Origin of the sequence: Mesorhizobium norvegicum, assembly GCF_004919685.1 — a bacterium.
GTDB classification, from domain to species: Bacteria; Pseudomonadota; Alphaproteobacteria; order Rhizobiales; family Rhizobiaceae; genus Mesorhizobium; species Mesorhizobium norvegicum.
Map to the genome: position 1 here is coordinate 124,092 of NZ_SMYZ01000025.1, position 16,525 is coordinate 140,616.

Annotated in this window: 15 protein-coding genes and 1 pseudogene; 11 read left to right on the top strand and 5 right to left on the bottom strand. The window is 63.7% G+C overall.

Annotated features, from left to right (window positions below):
• Positions 1-19: 19 nt before the first annotated feature.
• Complete coding sequence (gene pxpA, locus FCU66_RS11135) at positions 20-742, bottom strand: 5-oxoprolinase subunit PxpA (protein WP_136619417.1); 723 nt, start codon at positions 740-742, stop codon at positions 20-22.
• Between the two features lie 135 nt (positions 743-877).
• On the opposite strand from pxpA, the gene FCU66_RS11140 reads away from it, so the two are divergent.
• A complete protein-coding gene (locus tag FCU66_RS11140) occupies positions 878-1,783 on the top strand; it encodes a LysR family transcriptional regulator (protein ID WP_136619257.1) in 906 nt (301 codons plus the stop codon).
• A 2-nt stretch (positions 1,784-1,785) separates the two neighbouring features.
• Here the strand turns inward: FCU66_RS11140 and FCU66_RS11145 are convergent.
• A pseudogene (locus FCU66_RS11145) lies at positions 1,786-2,041 on the bottom strand (tyrosine-type recombinase/integrase); the annotation flags it as partial.
• A gap of 59 nt (positions 2,042-2,100) precedes the next feature.
• On the opposite strand from FCU66_RS11145, the gene FCU66_RS11150 reads away from it, so the two are divergent.
• The 10 genes from FCU66_RS11150 (at position 2,101) to FCU66_RS11195 (ending at position 12,207) form a co-directional block, all read left to right on the top strand.
• Positions 2,101-2,868 carry a class II aldolase/adducin family protein gene (locus FCU66_RS11150; protein ID WP_281285516.1) on the top strand — a complete coding sequence of 256 codons (768 nt, stop codon included), beginning with the start codon at positions 2,101-2,103 and terminating at the stop codon, positions 2,866-2,868.
• Positions 2,869-2,871: 3 nt separating this feature from the next.
• Positions 2,872-3,807 (top strand): NAD(P)-dependent oxidoreductase, encoded by a 936-nt coding sequence (locus FCU66_RS11155; protein WP_136619259.1) that lies wholly within the window; start codon positions 2,872-2,874, stop codon positions 3,805-3,807.
• 73 nt (positions 3,808-3,880) lie between these two features.
• Positions 3,881-4,594, top strand: coding sequence for a GntR family transcriptional regulator (locus FCU66_RS11160; RefSeq protein ID WP_168991951.1), 714 nt, complete (start codon positions 3,881-3,883; stop codon positions 4,592-4,594).
• Between the two features lie 131 nt (positions 4,595-4,725).
• On the top strand, positions 4,726-5,811 hold the full coding sequence (locus tag FCU66_RS11165; RefSeq protein ID WP_246680256.1) for a LacI family DNA-binding transcriptional regulator: 1,086 nt from the start codon (positions 4,726-4,728) through the stop codon (positions 5,809-5,811).
• A 115-nt stretch (positions 5,812-5,926) separates the two neighbouring features.
• Positions 5,927-6,946, top strand: coding sequence for an ABC transporter substrate-binding protein (locus FCU66_RS11170; protein WP_246093858.1), 1,020 nt, complete (start codon positions 5,927-5,929; stop codon positions 6,944-6,946).
• Positions 6,947-6,994: 48 nt separating this feature from the next.
• Entirely contained in the window at positions 6,995-7,834 is an 840-nt protein-coding gene (locus tag FCU66_RS11175) for an ABC transporter permease (RefSeq protein ID WP_136619262.1), read from the top strand.
• Positions 7,831-8,640 carry an ABC transporter permease gene (locus FCU66_RS11180; protein WP_136619263.1) on the top strand — a complete coding sequence of 270 codons (810 nt, stop codon included), beginning with the start codon at positions 7,831-7,833 and terminating at the stop codon, positions 8,638-8,640. The genes FCU66_RS11175 and FCU66_RS11180 overlap by 4 nt, the downstream gene beginning before the upstream one ends.
• 46 nt (positions 8,641-8,686) lie before the next feature.
• The gene (locus FCU66_RS11185) at positions 8,687-9,706 is read left to right on the top strand and encodes a dimethylarginine dimethylaminohydrolase family protein (RefSeq protein ID WP_136619264.1); all 1,020 of its coding nucleotides are present in this window, start codon (positions 8,687-8,689) and stop codon (positions 9,704-9,706) included.
• The gene (locus FCU66_RS11190) at positions 9,707-10,765 is read left to right on the top strand and encodes an ABC transporter ATP-binding protein (RefSeq protein ID WP_136619265.1); all 1,059 of its coding nucleotides are present in this window, start codon (positions 9,707-9,709) and stop codon (positions 10,763-10,765) included.
• Between the two features lie 80 nt (positions 10,766-10,845).
• Positions 10,846-12,207, top strand: coding sequence for a M24 family metallopeptidase (locus FCU66_RS11195; protein WP_136619266.1), 1,362 nt, complete (start codon positions 10,846-10,848; stop codon positions 12,205-12,207).
• 34 nt (positions 12,208-12,241) lie between these two features.
• On the opposite strand, the gene FCU66_RS41555 is transcribed toward FCU66_RS11195, so the two are convergent.
• The 3 genes from FCU66_RS41555 to FCU66_RS11210 all read right to left on the bottom strand — a co-directional run bounded on the left by FCU66_RS41555 (position 12,242) and on the right by FCU66_RS11210 (position 16,504).
• Positions 12,242-13,762: a zinc-binding dehydrogenase gene (locus FCU66_RS41555; RefSeq protein ID WP_136619267.1), complete on the bottom strand. Its 1,521-nt coding sequence runs from the start codon at positions 13,760-13,762 to the stop codon at positions 12,242-12,244.
• Positions 13,763-13,771: 9 nt separating this feature from the next.
• A complete protein-coding gene (locus FCU66_RS11205; RefSeq protein WP_136619268.1) occupies positions 13,772-14,209 on the bottom strand; it encodes an SRPBCC family protein in 438 nt (145 codons plus the stop codon).
• A 108-nt stretch (positions 14,210-14,317) separates the two neighbouring features.
• Positions 14,318-16,504, bottom strand: coding sequence for a flotillin family protein (locus FCU66_RS11210; RefSeq protein WP_136619269.1), 2,187 nt, complete (start codon positions 16,502-16,504; stop codon positions 14,318-14,320).
• Positions 16,505-16,525 lie beyond the last annotated feature (21 nt).

The window sequence follows — 16,525 nt, forward strand, 5'->3', positions numbered from 1 at the left end:
GCGGGTGGTTCGGTCGGCTTCAGTGCCAAGGGGCGATTGCGGTGCGCACAGCCCTGGCTATTTCGATGGCGTTCGGCGTATCGGAATGCACGCAAATGGTTTCGCACCGTACAGGGAAGAAACTGCCGTCCTCTGCCGTGCCCTCGCCCTCGCTGATGGCGCGCACGCAACGCTCGGCCATCTCCGCGGGGTCCTTGGCGTCATGAACGCGTGTCAGGATCAGCTTGCCGGAGGCATCGTAGTCGAGATCGGCATAAAATTCGGCGACGAATGGGATACCGCGCTCTTGATAGATCTTCTCATGCAGGGTGCCCGTCATGCCGAAGAGGGGGACGCCGAAGATCTCTGCCGCGTCGCACACGCCATGGGCGACTGCCTCCTGCTGCATGGCCATGAAGTAAAGGCTGCCATGCGGCTTGATATGGTGGAGTTCCACACCCTCGGCTTTGAGGAAGCCGGCAAGCGCTCCCACCTGATAGATGATGGTGTTCCTGACTTCGTCGCGAGTCATGCGCATCTCGCGCCGGCCGAAACCTTGAATGTCCGGCAAGCCTGGATGGGCGCCGATCTTTACGCCACTCGCCTTGGCGCTGCGGACGGCGGCGTGCATGTGATCCGGATCGGAGGCGTGAAAACCACAGGCGACATTGGCAACGTCGATGATCGGCATCATGCCCACATCATCGCCAACCTTGTAGAGGCCAAAGCTTTCGCCCATGTCGCAGTTTAGCGTCACCGCCATCGCATTGTTACCCCTCGAAGCTGCCGTCTTTGCGGCGTTGCAGCATTTTTTGCGCATGCGGGGGCATTTGTGAAATAGTAGTTTATTGATTGTGATATCAAAAAAACAGATAATGGTTCTGGGCCGGAGTGCATCATGACCATCACCTTGAAACAGCTCGATTATTTCATCGCAACCGCCGAGAGCGGACAGGTCAGTCATGCCGCGGTGGAACTCAACATCTCACAATCGGCGGTCACTGCGGCGATAAAGACGCTGGAGGCTGACCTGGGCGTACGGCTTTTGGAGCGTAACCACGCCGGCGTGAGATTGACGATAGAGGGTGCGCGGTTTCTTGAACATGCGCGCGTTATCACCGGGGCCGTCGCAGCCGCTGTCCGAAGCCCGTTGCGCGATAGGAAAGGCCTGGCGGGCAAGCTGCGGCTGGGCATGACCTACACGGTCGTCGGCTACTACATGTCGCGCCACTACGCGCGATTCCGAAAGACCTATCCCGAGATCGAGGTCGAGGTGCTGGAATTGCCCCGAGACGCGCTCGAAAGCGGCTTGATGTGCGGGGAGATCGACATGGCTGTGATGCTGGTGTCCAATTTGGCGCACACCGAGGAATTGGCCCAGGAGGTCTTGATGCGGTCGAACCGCCGGCTCTGGCTTTCGGCTGATCATCATCTGCTCGCGCGGCAGGAAATCAGCCTCGCCGATGTGGCGGCGGAAGATTATGTCATGCTGACGGTGGACGAGGCACGCACGACGGCCGCCCGTTACTGGGATGCCGCGGGGCTTTCGCTCCGCACGGTCCTTACCACCAGTTCGGTCGAGGCCGTGCGGTCGCTCGTGGCCGCCGGCATGGGAGTCACTGTCCTGTCCGACATGGTTTACAGACCCTGGTCCTTGGAGGGGCAGCGCATCGAAGTGCGCAGGCTTGTCGAGCCGATCCCCAGTATGGATGTCGGCCTGGCCTGGTCGCGTGACAGACCAATCGACCCGGCGGCGGCGGCCTTCCGGGCCTTTATGTCCGTGACCATGGGCGGCGGCGGCTAACCGCCGGCCGTCGCTGGTTGCTGCCTGGTGAATGCCTCCGCTTCGGCGAGATGGGCGCCAGGCGGCTTCTTCAGGCCGTGAAGCGTCAGGCCCTTCGGCAAGCCAGTGAGCTTGCACCAGTGTGCCATGGCACCGGTCAGGGATTTTGCCGAGAACGGTTGACCATACCCTGTGACAAGGACGGTTTCGCCACGCCGGTCCGCAGCGTCGAGGATCTCGGCGAGCATGGGGGTTTACCGGAACGAAAAGCCGCTTCCCGCCCGTCATTCCCCTTGTTCCGGCTGCCGATCCGTCCGGTTTGTTGACTGCATGCAGGTATTCAAGTATGCGACAACCATCAACAGGAAGGACGGACCGGTACGATGTCGACTGCTGAAATGGCTATGCGCGAGGATCTGGCGGCGGCTTACCGGCTGATCGCCCGGTTCGGGATGGACGACATCATCCACACGCACATATCCGCGCGTCTGCCCGAAGAGCCGGAACTCCTGCTGATCAACCGTTACGGCGATCTTTTTCGAGAGGTGACGCCGGAATCGCTGGCGGTGATCGATCACCATGGCCAGCAGATGCGTGGCGGGCAGGTGCCGATCAATACGGCGGGTATCGTCATTCACACCGCGGTTCACGCAGCGCGCCCGGATGCGGTCTGCGTCATGCATACGCATACCGCCGCCGGTGTTGCGGTCAGTTGCCTCGAGGAGGGGCTTCTGCCGCTCAACCAGACGTCGCTGCTCTTCTACGGGCAGGTCGGCTATCATGAGTTCGAGGGCATCGCGCTCGATCCCGGCGAGCAAGAACGCCTGGTCGCCGATCTCGGTGCCAATCGTGCCATGATCCTGAGAAACCACGGGCTGTTGACCGTCGGCCGATCCATCGGAGAGGCTTTCGCCCTGATGTACAACCTCGAGCAGGCGTGTCGCATCCAGCTTTCCGCCTTGGGCAGCGGGCGTCCCATCCATCTGCCGAGCAAGGAAGTGTGCGAGCGCACCGCCCGGCAGTATGAGGCCGATCCGGACGGCGCCGCCGAACTGGAATGGCTGGCGCTGCGCCGGCTGGCTGGAATGCCCATCGACAGGCATTGATCCATGCGGATCGTCATCGCCGATCCGCTTGCCTACAGCGATTCTTTCGAGCGCGCCCTGCGCGCGGCCCTTCCGTCGACGGACTTCGTCCGATGGCCAGACCTGGCGGACGGCGCCGAATACGATCTTTTGGTTGCCTGGCATCTGCCGAAGGAGATGATTGCGGTGCCGCGGTCGCTGCGTGCCATCTTCTGTTTCGGCGCGGGAACGGATCAGCTTCTCAATGATCCCCGCATTCCGGCCGATCTGCCGATCGCGCGCCTGCAGGATCAAGGCCAGGCCGAGCAGCTGCTGGACTATGCGATGCACGCGGTCTTCGCGCGCCTGCATGACGACGTCGCCACCAGAGCCGACCAGCATGCCCGCCTGTGGCGCCTGCCTCATCGGCAGAACCGGACACGCGGGTCGCTGCGGACGGCCGTGCTTGGGCTGGGTCCGCTCGGTCTGCATGTCGCGCGAGGGCTTTCGGCCGCCGGCTTCCCGGTGTCTGCCTGGTCGAGAAACCCCCGTCGGATCGACGGCGTCGCTTGTCTGCATGGCGACGAAGGGCTCGGCCCTTGCGTCGACGGCGCCGACGTCGTGGTCAATCTCCTGCCCTCCAGGCACGAAACGAAAGGCATACTGTCGGATTGGCTGTTTTCCCGCCTCGCACCCGGCGCCTATGTCGTCAATCTCGGCCGTGGCGATCACCTCGATGAGGAGGCGCTACGCGCCGCGCTCGATCGGGGTTGGCTCGGCGCTGCGTGGTTGGACGTCTTTTCCGTCGAGCCTCTGCCGCCCGAGCACTGGTTCTGGCGGCACGAACGGATCCGGCTGACGCCTCATCGCGCCGGCCTGCCGACGCCGCAGGGCGTTGCGGCGTCCATTGCCGCCGTCGTTGCTGCACTCGAACAGGGTCGCAGGCTTCCGGGCTTGGTGCGGTCTGGGGAAGCTGATTGAAAATTGAGCTGATCGCGCAACTGCACAATGAATGCGCTTGACTCGAAATGAGCCTGCATGCCAGCATACCGCCATGCTGAAGTTAAGCACCTCTCTCCTGGCGGATCAGAACGAGCGTCGAAACACGATCTCGTCGAAGGCCTATGTCGAGTTGCGCGAGGCGATCATCACCGCGCGTGTCGCGCCCGGTGCCAATTTTTCGGAAACAGATGTCGCTCAGTCGCTCGGCATCAGCCGCACCCCTGTGCATGAGGCGTTCACACGGCTTTTCGACGAGGGTCTGATCGAGATCTCACCCCAGACAGGCACCCGCGTCTCGCTGATCGACATGACGCGCGTCCGCGAGGCGGCGTTCATCCGCTCCACGCTTGAAAGTGCCGTCATTGCCAGCAGCGGCATCAGGCCCGATCCGGCCTTGCTGGACGAGGTCGAGCTCTTGCTTCGGGCGCAGGAGCGCCTCGTCCACGGCGATGACATGGGCGCCCTGCACCGCGCCGACATGGCCTTCCATGCAGGCCTGCTCGGTGCTTTCGCGCATCCTCGGGCGTGGACTGCCTGCCAGCATGTTTCGGCCGACCTGATGCGCGTCCAGTTCCTGATCGGCATGAAGCCGGATCACATCCGCTCGATCATCGCCGAGCACCGTGCCATTTTCGACGAGGTCCGGGCCGGCAATATGGCCGAGGCCGCACAACTCATGGCGGCGCACATCCGAAATGCCGATTTCGATCAGCTGAGCTTAAAGCGCGAGCATCAGGAATTCTTCCGAACCGGAGACCTCCCGTGAGCGCCGCCGTCATGCGCTCCTGCTCGGTCGCGGAAAGTGCGCGAGATTTTTTTTGGGCCGTTTATGAAACCGGTTTACTGAACCGGCTGTCTGCACATGTCTCGCGGGAGTGGGGCCGCTTGTCGGGAAGATTGAAAATCACCATTCGCGACGTTGCCCGGGCAGCCGGCGTGTCTGTCACGTCCGTTTCCCGTCATCTCAACGGGCAGATCAACCTGCCGGAGCCGACGGCGAGCCGCATCCGGCAGGCGGCGGAGCGCCTCGGCTACCGTCCCAACGCGATCGCCCGCAGGCTCAGCAGCGGCAAGAGCGAGACACTCGGCCTGATCATCGCCTATCCGCTGTTTGCCGAGATCGCCAGCGCGTCGGAGGCCGAGGCCGCCAGGCATGGCTACAATCTCCTGATGTTCAACAGCCGGAACCTGGTGGAGAAGGAAGTCTCCTTCCTGTCGCGGATCGAAGACCGGCAGGTCGACGGCATCCTGCTTCTCACCAACCATCATGATGACGGGCGGCTTTTGCGGCGGATCAACGAGACCGGAAACGTCGTGCTTCTCGACGAGGACGTGCCGGGCGCGAAGGCGCCGCGCTTGTTCGCCGACAACGTCCATGGCGGTCTCCTGGCGACACGCCATCTGATAGCGCGCGGCCACACCCGCATTGCCGCTATCGGAGGGCCGAGGGGACTTCTCAGCACCACCGAACGTCTCGACGGCTTCACGCAGGCGCTTGGCGAGGTCGGTCTTCGTGCCGATCCCGCACTGCTAAGGTTCTGCGAATACGAGGAGGCGCCGGCCTCGATCGCGTTTCTCGACCTTCTGGAACAGAACGAGCCGCCCACCGCGATCTTCACCTTCGGCGACATGCTGGCCACCGGCGCCATGCGGGCCGCACGGCAGGCCGGCATCCGCATTCCAGACGATATTTCGCTCGTCAGCTTCGACGATATCCACAATGCGGACCTGCTCGCGCCGGCGCTGACAACGGTGCGTCAGTCGGCGGCCGAGTTCGGCACGCGCGGCATCAACATGCTGCTCGATTTCATCGCCGGTCGGAAATCCGAAACGGTGATCGAAAGGGTCGGCGTCGAACTCGTCATACGCAGTTCGGTGGCGTCGCCACACGGCCGTCCGTCAGGACGTTCGATAGCGCATACCGGTGCTGGAAGCCCAGATGGGCTCCCGGTGTCGGCCAGGGAGGAAGAGCAAGAAAGTTAGCCGCTTCCGCGGACGTGAAAGGGGAACACACATGTCCATCAATCGCTTTGGTCAAGACGCAGCGTTGATTGCGCTTGATAAAATCAGAACTGGGAAGATCGATCGCCGAGGCTTCATGACCGCCATGGCCGGGCTTGGCATCGCAGTTGCGTTCAAGCCGGGGCGGGCTTCCGCCGCGGCGTCGGAAATCGTCGTCTGCAACTGGGGCGGGGCTGCCCTCGAAGCCTTTCAGAAGGCCTATGGCGCGCCGTTCAAGGCCAAATCCGGCATCGAGGTCGTCATCGACGGCACCGGCCCGGCGACCGGCGCGATCCGCGCCATGGTCGATTCCAAGAATGTCACCTGGGATGCCACGGATGGCGGCATGACGGACGCCGTCGTGCTTGGCAAGGGTGGTTATGTCGAGCCGATCGACTATTCCATCGTCGACAAGTCTCTTGTCGGCGAAGGCCTCGCGGCCGAGTTCGGCATCTGCAACTACACCTACTCCAACGTGCTGGCCTATGACGCCAAGAAGGTCGGCGCCACTGCCCCTTCGAGCTGGAACGACTTCTTCGATCTCGAGAAGTTTCCCGGCAAGCGCACCATGTGCAAGTGGATCCAGGGGCAGCTCGAAGCCGTGCTGCTCGCCGATGGCGTCAAGCCCGAAGAAATCTATCCGCTCGACGTCGACCGCGCCTTCAAGAAGCTCGAGCCTCTGCTGCCCAATCTGATTTTCTGGGATTCGGGCGCGCAGAGCCAGCAACTCTTCCGCGACGGAGAGGTGGTCATGGGCAATATCTGGCATACGCGCGCCAATCTGCTGCGCAAGGAAAACCCTGATTACACCTGGACCTGGAACCAGAACCTGATGTTCGCCAGCGCCTGGTCGGTGCCAAAGGGCAATCCCGCCGGCAAGAAGGTCTTCGACTTCATCAATTCGTCGATGGATCCGGAAGGCCAGGTGACGCTGTTGCGCCTCATGGGCAACGGCCCGTCGAACCCGAAGGCGCTGGCGCTGATGACCGACGAGGACAAGGCGGTCTATTCGCTGGCTCCCGAGAACGCCAAGACGGGTCTGGCTGTGTCGGCGCAATACTATGCCGACAACGAGGCCGAACTGCAGAACAAGTTCCTCGACTTCATCTCGCGCTAACCATCGGAGACCACCACCGGCCACTGGCCGGTGGTGGTTCGAAACATCATGACGTCATTCCAGCGTTGGGCCTTCTGCCTGACGGTGCCGGCAGCGCTTTTGACCCTGTGTCTCTACGTGCTGCCCATCCTTCAGGTGCTGGCGCTCAGTTTCACCGAGCCGACCTTCGGCGTCGGCAATTATGTGGCTCTGTTTCAGAACGCCGCGATCGGCCGCGTCGTGCGCACGACCGTCTTCGTCTCGGCGGTCACGACCGTGCTTACGATCGTCATGAGCTATGCAGTCGCCTTCGCGCTGGTCCATATGCGGCCGGCGACGCGCCGCGTCGCGCTGTTCATGGTCATGGTGCCGTTCTGGATATCGGTGCTGGTGCGCGCCTTTGCCTGGGTCACCATCCTGCGCCGCAATGGCGTGCTCAACTCGGCCCTTGTGGGCAGCGGCGCCGTCAGCGAGCCTCTCGAACTGGTCTACAACCAGTTCGGCGTCATCGTCGGCATGGTGCATTACATGATGCCCTTCGCCATCATGCTGCTCTACGCGAACCTGTCGGAGATCGACCTCAGGATCATCCAGGCGGCACGATCGCTTGGCGCGCGCCCGGTCACCATCTTCTTTCGCGTCTGGGTGCCGCTCAGCATGCCGGGCCTGGCAATCGCCGGCCTGTTCATCGTCATCTTCTCGCTCGGCTTCCTCGTCACGCCGGCAATCCTGGGCGCCGGGAGGGTGCTGATGGTCGCCGAATACATTTCCGTACAGATATCCTCGACGCTGCGCTGGGGCGTGGCAACGGCCCTGTCGACGATGCTTCTGCTCGTCGTCGCCATCCTTGTCGCGCTGGCCATGCGCAGCTCGGCATTGCGCGCTGCCTTCGAAGGTGGCCGCAAATGACGCCGCGCAGCCGCCATCTGCTCGAACGCGCGCTGCCGACGCTCTTCGCCTGGTTGCTGCTCGCCTTCCTGTTCGTTCCCGTGCTCGTGGTCATTCCGGTGGCGTTGACCGACCGGGACTACCTGTCGCTGCCCAACAACGGCATTTCATTCGATCATTTCGCGGCCCTGGCCAATTGGCGCGCGGGCTGGATGGCAAGCATACTCACCAGCCTCGGCATCGCCCTGGCCTCAAGCGTCATGGCGACGGCCGTTTCGGCAGCCTTCGCCATCGGCGCCTGGGTCTATGTCGGACGCTGGCCGTCGATCCTGCGCGTCATCCTGCTTTCGCCGCTGATCGTGCCGCCGATCATCTATGCGGTCGGCATGGTGCGCCTGTGGTCGAAGCTGGGCCTTCTCGACACATGGCTTGGCGTCACGATCGTCCATGTGATCCTGGCGATGCCGCTCGCCGTTCTGGCGATCGGCGCTTCGCTGTCGAATCTCGATCCAAGGCTGGTGCAGGCGGCCCGCTCGCTCGGTGCGCGCCCGGCGACGATCTTCGGCCGCGTCATCCTGCCCAACATCGTGCCGGGCACGGTCGCCGGAGCGATCCTCGCCTTCATCGTCTCCTGGGACGAGATCACCGTGACGCTGTTCATCACCAGCCGAGGCATCGTCACCCTGCCGCGCAAGATCTGGACGAGCATCGCCGATGCCGTCGACCCCGCGCTGGCCGCGATCGCAACCGTCATGCTGGCGGTCACCATCGTCGGCCTCATCCTGCGCATGACCGTCTGGGACCGTATTGCCCAGCGCCGGTCATGACACGACCTTCAATCGCTTCGCTTGTTTCAGAAAGGAAATCGAAGACATGACTGCCCACAGCGCCGCAATGAGCGAGCACGAATACCGCGAGGCCAAGTTCTTCCAGACCTTCGGCTCCGTCCCGACGCCGGCTTTCCACGACCCGGAGGAGCAGACCCGCGTCTGGGGTCGGCCCTGGGGTTGCACCAATGATGTCGGCAAGCTGCGCGCCGTGCTGATGCACCGGCCGGGCGAGGAGATCAATGTCGTCGACAAGAACAAGCCGATGCCCGAGATCGGCGGCTTCGGCGATCCGGAAAAGGGCTGGTACTTCATGGGCAAGACGCCGCCCGATCTCGCCGCCATGCAGACCGCCCATGACGCCTTCACCAAGCTGTTGCGGTCGCAGGGCGTCGACGTCATCCTCACCGAAAAGGCCGCGCCCGGCGCTCTCAAGTCGACCTTCTGCCGCGACAGCGTCATCGGCGTGAAGGGCGGCGCGATCGTCACCCGCCTTGCTCGCCGCGCGCGCCGTGGCGAGGAACTGATGGTCACCCAGGCGCTCGCCCGGGCCGGCTGCCCGATCCTCGGCACGCTGCATGGCGAGGCGGTCTTCGAAGGCGGCGGCTTCGCGCTCCTCGACGACAAGACCGCCGTCTGCTCCGTCTCCGTCGCCTGCAATGCCGAGGGCGTGCGGCAGGTCGAGATGATCCTCAACAGCCTGGGTGTCGAGCTGATCAAGGTGCCGATGCCCGGCTATCGCATCCACATCGACGGCAGCTTCATGATGATCGACAAGGAGACGGCGATCATCAACATCAACGAGCTACCCTATGTCTTCATCGAGTATCTGAACAAGCGCGGCATGAAGCTGATCGAGCTGCCGCCGGAGGACAACGCCTTCTCGCTCAACTGCCTGGCGATCGCGCCCGGTCGAGTCGTCATGCACGCCACCCGCACTTCGCGTCTGGCCGACCGGCTCGACGCCGCCGGCATCGAGATCCTGACGCTGGACTATGAATGCATCGAACTGAACGGGGGCGGCATTCATTGCTCGACGGGTCCGCTCGCCCGGGATCCGATCTGAATGTCCTTTCTCGACGTCCGGAACCTCCGCAAGACCTACGGGTCTGCCGTCGCGCTCGACGGGATCGATCTGTCGATCGAGGCGGGGGAATTCGTAACCTTGCTTGGCCCTTCGGGGTCGGGCAAGACGACGCTGTTGATGTCGGTCGCCGGGTTCACCAAGCCAGACGAAGGCGCCATCCTGCTGGATGGCGTCGACATCACGCGCGTCGACCCGGAGGACAGGAATTTCGGACTGGTCTTTCAGGGCTATGCGCTGTTTCCCCACCTGAACGTCGCGGACAACATCGCCTTCCCTTTGCGGGTCCGCAAATGGGACAAGGCCAGGATCGCCGCAAGGGTGGAAGAAGTCCTGAACCTCGTCGGTCTCGACAGGCTGGCCGCACGCAAGCCGCGCGAACTGTCGGGCGGTCAGCAGCAGCGCGTGGCGATCGGCCGCGCGCTGGCCTTCGGGCCGAAGATACTGCTGCTCGACGAACCGCTGTCGGCGCTCGACCGTACCTTGCGCGACACCATGCAACGCGAACTCAAGCGGTTGCATCGCCAGACCGGCGTGACCTTTGTCTATGTTACCCATGACCAGGAAGAGGCCTACGCCATGTCGGACCGCATAGCCGTCTTCCACAATGGCGCAATCGTTCAGGTAGGCACTCCACGCGACATATACCGCGCGCCCGCCTCGCGCTTCGTCGCGGGCTTCCTCGGCGGCAACAACATCGTTTCGGCGCGTGCCGTCGATGGCGGGATCGAGCTGTTCGGTAGCCGGGCGCCGATGCCTGGGGGCTACGATGCGTCACGGCATGGCCGATCGGTGCTCATGGTCTGGATGCGGCCGGAAGACATCGCTATCGGCGAGCCGCAGCCTGGGGCCATCGCCTTTCCCGCTGTTGTCGCCGACGTCTCCTTCGTCGGCTCGTCCGAGCGCGTCACCGTATCCACCCCTGACGGCCAGGAACTCCTGATCCTGGCAGCCTCGGCAATGGCGCGCGGCATCGCTGCCGGCGGCAAGGTCACCTGCAGCGTGCTGCCCTCGAGCATCGGCTTTCTTGCCGATGAATAGGACTGCATCCGTCGCCGGCACACCCAACTGACCATCGGCCTCGGCCGAAATCCGCATTCCCTGACAGATTGAGAGACATGATGAGCATCAGCCTTCGCACCGTCGAGATCCCCGACTTCGGCATCCCTGTCGAGCGTCCCGCCATTCCGGCCACGACCTATGAGGCACGTTGCGCCAAGGCGCTTGAACGTGCGGGCACGGACTGGCTCGCCGTCTATGCCGATCGCGAGCATGCCGCCAACATCGCCTTCCTGACCGGCTTCGAGCCGCGTTTCGAGGAGGCAATCCTGCTGCTCGGCAAATCGGGCCAGCGCATCATCGTCACCGGCAACGAGAATCTCGGCTATACGCCCATCGCCGGATTGCCTGATATCATCACCATGCTGGCTCAGTCTCTGAGCCTGATGGCGCAGGACCGCATGCAGACGCCGGACCTCGTGGCCGTGCTGCGCGAGGCCGGCATCGCGTCGGGCGACAGTGTCGGCCTGGTGGGCTGGAAATATCTCGAGAGGCAAGAATGGGCCGCGCAGCGTCCGACCTTCCTGGTGCCGGCCTTTATTGTCGATGCAATCGCTGCGATCGTGTCCGCGTCGTCGATCACCGATGCGACGCCGGTCCTCATGCACCAGACGGACGGGCTGCGCGCCGTCGTCGATGCCGACCAGATCGCCGAGGCCGAATGGGGTGCGGCCCGGTCTTCAATGGCCGTGTGGCGTATCCTGAGCGGCTTCACGCTCGGCGACACCGAACTGACGGCGGCCTCGCGCATGGGATATGCCGGCGAGCCGATGAACTGCCATCCGATGTTCGCGACCAATGATGCGTCCGGCCCGGTGATCGGCCTGCGCAGTCCCACGGCCCGTGTGCCGAAGCGTGGTGATGGCGCCACCACGGCGGTCGGCTACTGGGGCGGGCTGACCGCCCGAGCCGGCCTGATCGCCGAGCACGACGATGCATTCCTGGACGTGGCGAAGGCCTATTTCCGCGGCCTGATCGCCTGGTACGAGGCGGCCGGCATCGGCGCCGAGGGCGGCGCGATCCATGAGGCCGTGATTTCGACCCTGGCGGAAGGCAAGCTGCGCCCGGCCCTCAATCCCGGCCATCTCGTCGGCCTCGACGAGTGGATGAACTCGCCAATCCGTCCCGGTTCGACCGAGCGCATCGTCTCCGGCATGCCGTTCCAGGTCGACATCATACCCGTGCCGATGCCCGATGGATGGACGCTCAATAGCGAGGATGCGGTGACCTTTGCCGATGCCGGCTTGCGTGCCGAAATCGCACACCGTCATCCGGCGCTGTCGCAGCGGTTCGAGGCGCGCCGCCGGTTTGTCGCCGAGCGGATCGGCATCACGGTGAAGGAGGATATCCTGCTGCTGTCCGCCATCCCGCTCTGCCTGCCGCCCTTCTGGCTTGCCAGAGGCAAGCTTCTAGGCCGCGACTGAGCAACATCGGCGGCTCCGATTGTGGCAACTCGTCTCACACCTTTAGCACCAGCGCGCCGGTCGTTCGTCGCGACTCCAGATCGCGATGGGCCTCCGACGCGGCTGCCAGATCGTAGTACCTCGGAGGCTCGACCTTGATAACCCCCTGTCGCAGCGCGGCAAAGAACCGGTTCAATTGCGGAGCAAGCTTCTGCGGTGTGTCCGTATAATGGGCGTAGTTCGGCCGGGAAATTGTGACGGACTTCGAAGAGAACCGGCCGATGTCCCAGTTGCCGACTGGGCCGGAAGCCTGGCCGAAACTGACGAGATGGCCTCGTACTCCGAGCGCCGCCAGCGACCCACCGAAGGTATCGTTGCCGACAGCGTCATAGGCGACATCCGCGCCGGCGCCGCCAGTTAATCGCATGACGGCCTCGGCGAAATTCTCTCGCGAATAGACGATGACGTGATGAGCACCAAGCCGTTCGACGATCCGCGCCTTGTCGTCGCTCGACACCGTCGCAATGACCGTTGCTCCGAGATGGCGGGCCCATTGCACCAGCAATTGGCCGACGCCGCCGGCGGCGGCATGGATGAGGACGATCTCCCCCGGACGGACAACATGCACGTCGTGCAGCAGAAAACTCGCCGCGATGCCTTTGAGCAGCCCGGCGGCGGCAATGTCATCGGAGATATCATCAGAGAGCTGGAGCAAAAGATCAGGCACCATGTTGCGCCGCTCGCAATAGGCGCCGACCGGCGGACACGCATAGGCGACACGGTCGCCGACAGAGAAGCCCGACACCGCCGACCCAACCGCCTCGATGACGCCGGCCGCCTCCATACCCGGCACGCCAGGCGGCTGCAGAAGGTCGAAATAGCCGGTGCGGCAATAGACGTCGATGAAATTGACGCCGATCACCGTATGGCGGATCTGCACTTCGTTCGGAGCCGGCTGCGGCAGTCCAATTTCCCTGAGCTGCAGCTCTTCCGGTCCGCCATAGCGCTCGACAACAATCGCCCTGGTTGTTGCGGCCTGACCCGGAGTGACCGTTGGCACGACGCGCGGCACGCTTGCCGATGGCGCAGAAGCGGCAACCGCCCGAGAAGGTCTCGCATCGACCGGCGAGCCCACGCTTCGGCCTCGTAGAAGATTGCGCACGGCCGCGAAGCCGGCCTGATAGATGCCTTCGGTGACCAGCTTGACCAGTTCGTCGCGCCGATGCGCCGGCGGATTGAACTCCGAGCGCCATTCCCAGAAGGTCGCGTTACCGTCGGTCACCGGTTTCAGCCGCACCGAGGCGACATAGCCCATCAAGGGAAGCGGCGCTTCGAGCAGGCAATAGCTGAGCCGCCGGTCCTTGTCGGACAGCGCCAGCAATTGTTCACGCAACTCGCCGCCGTCGGCCAGCCGGAAATGGCGCACCGAGCCGACCGCATCGACCGGATCGCCGCCCTCGATCTCGCTGAAGGCAATCGCAGGGTGCCAGCGGTCATGGCCGTTGAAATCGCGCAGGATCGCCCAGACCTCGTCGATCGGTGCATCGATGATCGTGCTCTGGAAAACCCTGACCATTGGCCGATGTCAGCGCCCGAACCGGTTTTTCAGTGCGGTGAGGGCGGTCTGGAACACGCCGGTGCCGATCTGCTGCATCAGGGTCGCCTCGCGATCGGGCGCGCAGTCGAACTCCGCTTGCCATTCGGCGAGCGTCAGATTGCCGTCGGTGATCGGCGTCAGCGACAGGGTTGCGACATAGTTCTCCACCGCCATCGGGCTTTCCAGAATCGCGTAGCTGCAGGACAGGTCGTAGTCAGAAAGCGCCAACAGCCTTTCGCGGATTCGTCCGCCGTCCTTCAGCGTGAAATTTCTGATACAGCCGATCTGGTCGGCCTGCGCATTCTGCTCGATGCGGCTTTCGGCAACGAACGGCGCCCAGCCCGGCAAGCCATTGAAGTTGCGGACGAGCTTCCAGACTTCCGCCGCTGGCGCGGGAATGACCGAGGATACATAGACCTTGGTCATGCTTGAAAGCCGAGGATCGGATGAGAAAGTCTGCGCCCAGGCATACCCCCCTCTGTGAGGGGGAGATGTCCGGCAGGACAGAGGGGGGCGCGACGGAACACGATCGTCTCAGTGATCGCGGTCGTCATCATCATCCTTGGCAGCCTTGCCCTTGCTCTTCTTGTCACGGGTCAGGCTGGCTATATCCTTGGCGTCGCGCAGCACGTCGGTCATGCGACCGAGCGAGCCGCCCTCAATGCCGATCTCCTTCATCAGATTGTCGATCATCGGCGCCTGCACCCGGTAGCGCAGCGCCGAGTCAATGACTTCGTCGGTGACATTGCGATTGCCGCCGTTGCCACCATTGATGCCGTCGACATGCAGGATCTTGATGCCCTCGATCTTCTCCATCGGCTTGACGCTTTCGCGGATGATGCCTTCCATGTGATCGAGCAATTTGCCGCGCAGGCGACCGGCCCGCGCGCCCTCGGAAAGAATGTTCTCGGCCTCGTTGAGTTGGCGATGGCCGGCGGCGTCGACCTCGTAGCGCTGGGCCGCGGCAAGGGCGTGGATCTTCTCCGATTCCGCCGAGGCGACAGCGGCGATCTTCTGTGCTTCTGCGAGGCTCTTCGCCGCCTTCATCTCGGCATCGGCGGCTGAGATGATGCGCAAGGCGTCACGCTCGGCCTCGCGCTGCGCGCCGATCAGGTCGGTCAGCTTGCGGCGTTCGGCGATCTCGCGCTCGCGGGCGGTGAAGGCCTGCTCCTCGGCTTGGATGGCCTTGGCACGAACCGCCTCCGAGGCCGCGATCGCCGAGGACCGTTCCTGCGTCTTCTTGGCGATATCGATCGCCTTCTGGATCTCGGCAATTTCGATCTTCTGGTCGCGATCGACGCCAAGCTGCCTGATATCGCGATCCTTGATCAGGCGCGCTTCCTCGATGCCGCGTTCGGTGGTGATGCGGGCGCGTTCGACCTCTTCGCCAGCCGAAATCTCGGCTTCCTCGAAGGCCTGACGTTTGGCGATCTGCAGTGCTTCGAGATGACGCTCCCTTGCAATCCTGACCTCGTCGATGGCGCGATCCTGCGCAATCCGCGCCGTCTCGGTCGCCTGGTTCTCGACGATCTCGGCGCGGCGCTTTTCCGCCTCGGCCTTGGTCACTTCCAGCGCCTTTTCGGCCAGAGCGATCTGGCGCTCCAGTTCGGCGACCTCGAGCAGTTTCCTGCGCTCGATCTCGAGCTGGCTCTGCGTGCCCTCGCGCTCGATGCGGGCCCTTTCCAGCGACAGTTCAAGCGCGATCTGCTCGCGCTCGGTCAGCTCGCGCATTTTCATCTCGGTCTCGTCGAGCGACCGGCGGCGAGCGATCTCTCGACGCTGTGTGTCCTCCTCGCTCTTGATGCGCTCCTCGGTGATGTTGCGCTCCTGGTTGAGGCGCGACTTCTCGACGGCTTCGCGCGATGACAGCTGCGCCTGTTCCGATTCCTGGTCGCGCAGCGCGCGATCGATGGCGAGCTCGGAGCGTTGGGCGGCACGGCGGATCTCGACCTCGCGCTCCTGCTCCAAGCGCGCATATTCGCTGTCGCGGTCGATCTCCAGCACCTTGCGCTGGGTGTCGAGGTTCTGGTTGCGGATGTCGACCAGGGTGCGCTGCTCGATCTCGTTGCGCATCCGGCGACGGGTCTCGATCGATTCCGTCAGTTGCGTCAGGCCTTCGGCGTCGAAGGCGTTGGACGGGTCGAAATATTCCAGGCTGGTCTGGTCGAGATCGACGATGGCGACGCTCTCCAGCTCAAGCCCGTTGGCGGCGAGCGATTCCTTGGCAAGGCTGCGCACCTTGGCGGCATAGTCACCGCGTAGTTCGTGCATCTCCTCGAGCGTCATCTGTGCGGCGACGGTCCGCAGGGCGCCGGCGAACTTGCCTTCCAGCAGTTCGCGCAGGCTGTCGGGCTGCAACGTGCGGCGGCCAAGCGTCTGCGCGGCAGCGGCGACCAGCTCGCGGCTGGCGCCGACGCGGACGAAGAACTCGGCGATCAGATCGACGCGCATGCGGTTTTTGGTGATCAGCGCAAAACCATCCTCGCGGCGCACCTCGATGCGCAGGACGTTCATGTTGACCGGGGTGATCTCGTGCAGCACCGGAATGACGAAGGCGCCGCCATTCACCACCACCTTCTCGCCCATGAAGCCGGTGCGGACGAACGCCGTCTCCTTGGTCGAGCGGCGATAGAGCCAGCGCAAGATGTAGACGGCGATCACCACGACGACCGCGGCAATGATCAGCCACAACAGGAAAGCGCCAAAGGTTTGCGCGTCCATGATCTATCCTCCCCAAGACGA

Coding starts and splice junctions, on each gene's coding strand:
- FCU66_RS11195 (WP_136619266.1), top strand. CDS start 10,846: ATGAGCATCAGCCTTCGCACCGTCGAGATCCCCGACTTCGGCATCCCT.
- FCU66_RS11190 (WP_136619265.1), top strand. CDS start 9,707: ATGTCCTTTCTCGACGTCCGGAACCTCCGCAAGACCTACGGGTCTGCC.
- FCU66_RS11180 (WP_136619263.1), top strand. CDS start 7,831: ATGACGCCGCGCAGCCGCCATCTGCTCGAACGCGCGCTGCCGACGCTC.
- FCU66_RS11170 (WP_246093858.1), top strand. CDS start 5,927: ATGACCGCCATGGCCGGGCTTGGCATCGCAGTTGCGTTCAAGCCGGGG.
- FCU66_RS11205 (WP_136619268.1), bottom strand. CDS start 14,209: ATGACCAAGGTCTATGTATCCTCGGTCATTCCCGCGCCAGCGGCGGAA.
- pxpA (WP_136619417.1), bottom strand. CDS start 742: ATGGCGGTGACGCTAAACTGCGACATGGGCGAAAGCTTTGGCCTCTAC.
- FCU66_RS11160 (WP_168991951.1), top strand. CDS start 3,881: ATGCTGAAGTTAAGCACCTCTCTCCTGGCGGATCAGAACGAGCGTCGA.
- FCU66_RS11185 (WP_136619264.1), top strand. CDS start 8,687: ATGACTGCCCACAGCGCCGCAATGAGCGAGCACGAATACCGCGAGGCC.
- FCU66_RS41555 (WP_136619267.1), bottom strand. CDS start 13,762: ATGGTCAGGGTTTTCCAGAGCACGATCATCGATGCACCGATCGACGAG.
- FCU66_RS11210 (WP_136619269.1), bottom strand. CDS start 16,504: ATGGACGCGCAAACCTTTGGCGCTTTCCTGTTGTGGCTGATCATTGCC.
- FCU66_RS11155 (WP_136619259.1), top strand. CDS start 2,872: ATGCGGATCGTCATCGCCGATCCGCTTGCCTACAGCGATTCTTTCGAG.
- FCU66_RS11140 (WP_136619257.1), top strand. CDS start 878: ATGACCATCACCTTGAAACAGCTCGATTATTTCATCGCAACCGCCGAG.
- FCU66_RS11175 (WP_136619262.1), top strand. CDS start 6,995: ATGACGTCATTCCAGCGTTGGGCCTTCTGCCTGACGGTGCCGGCAGCG.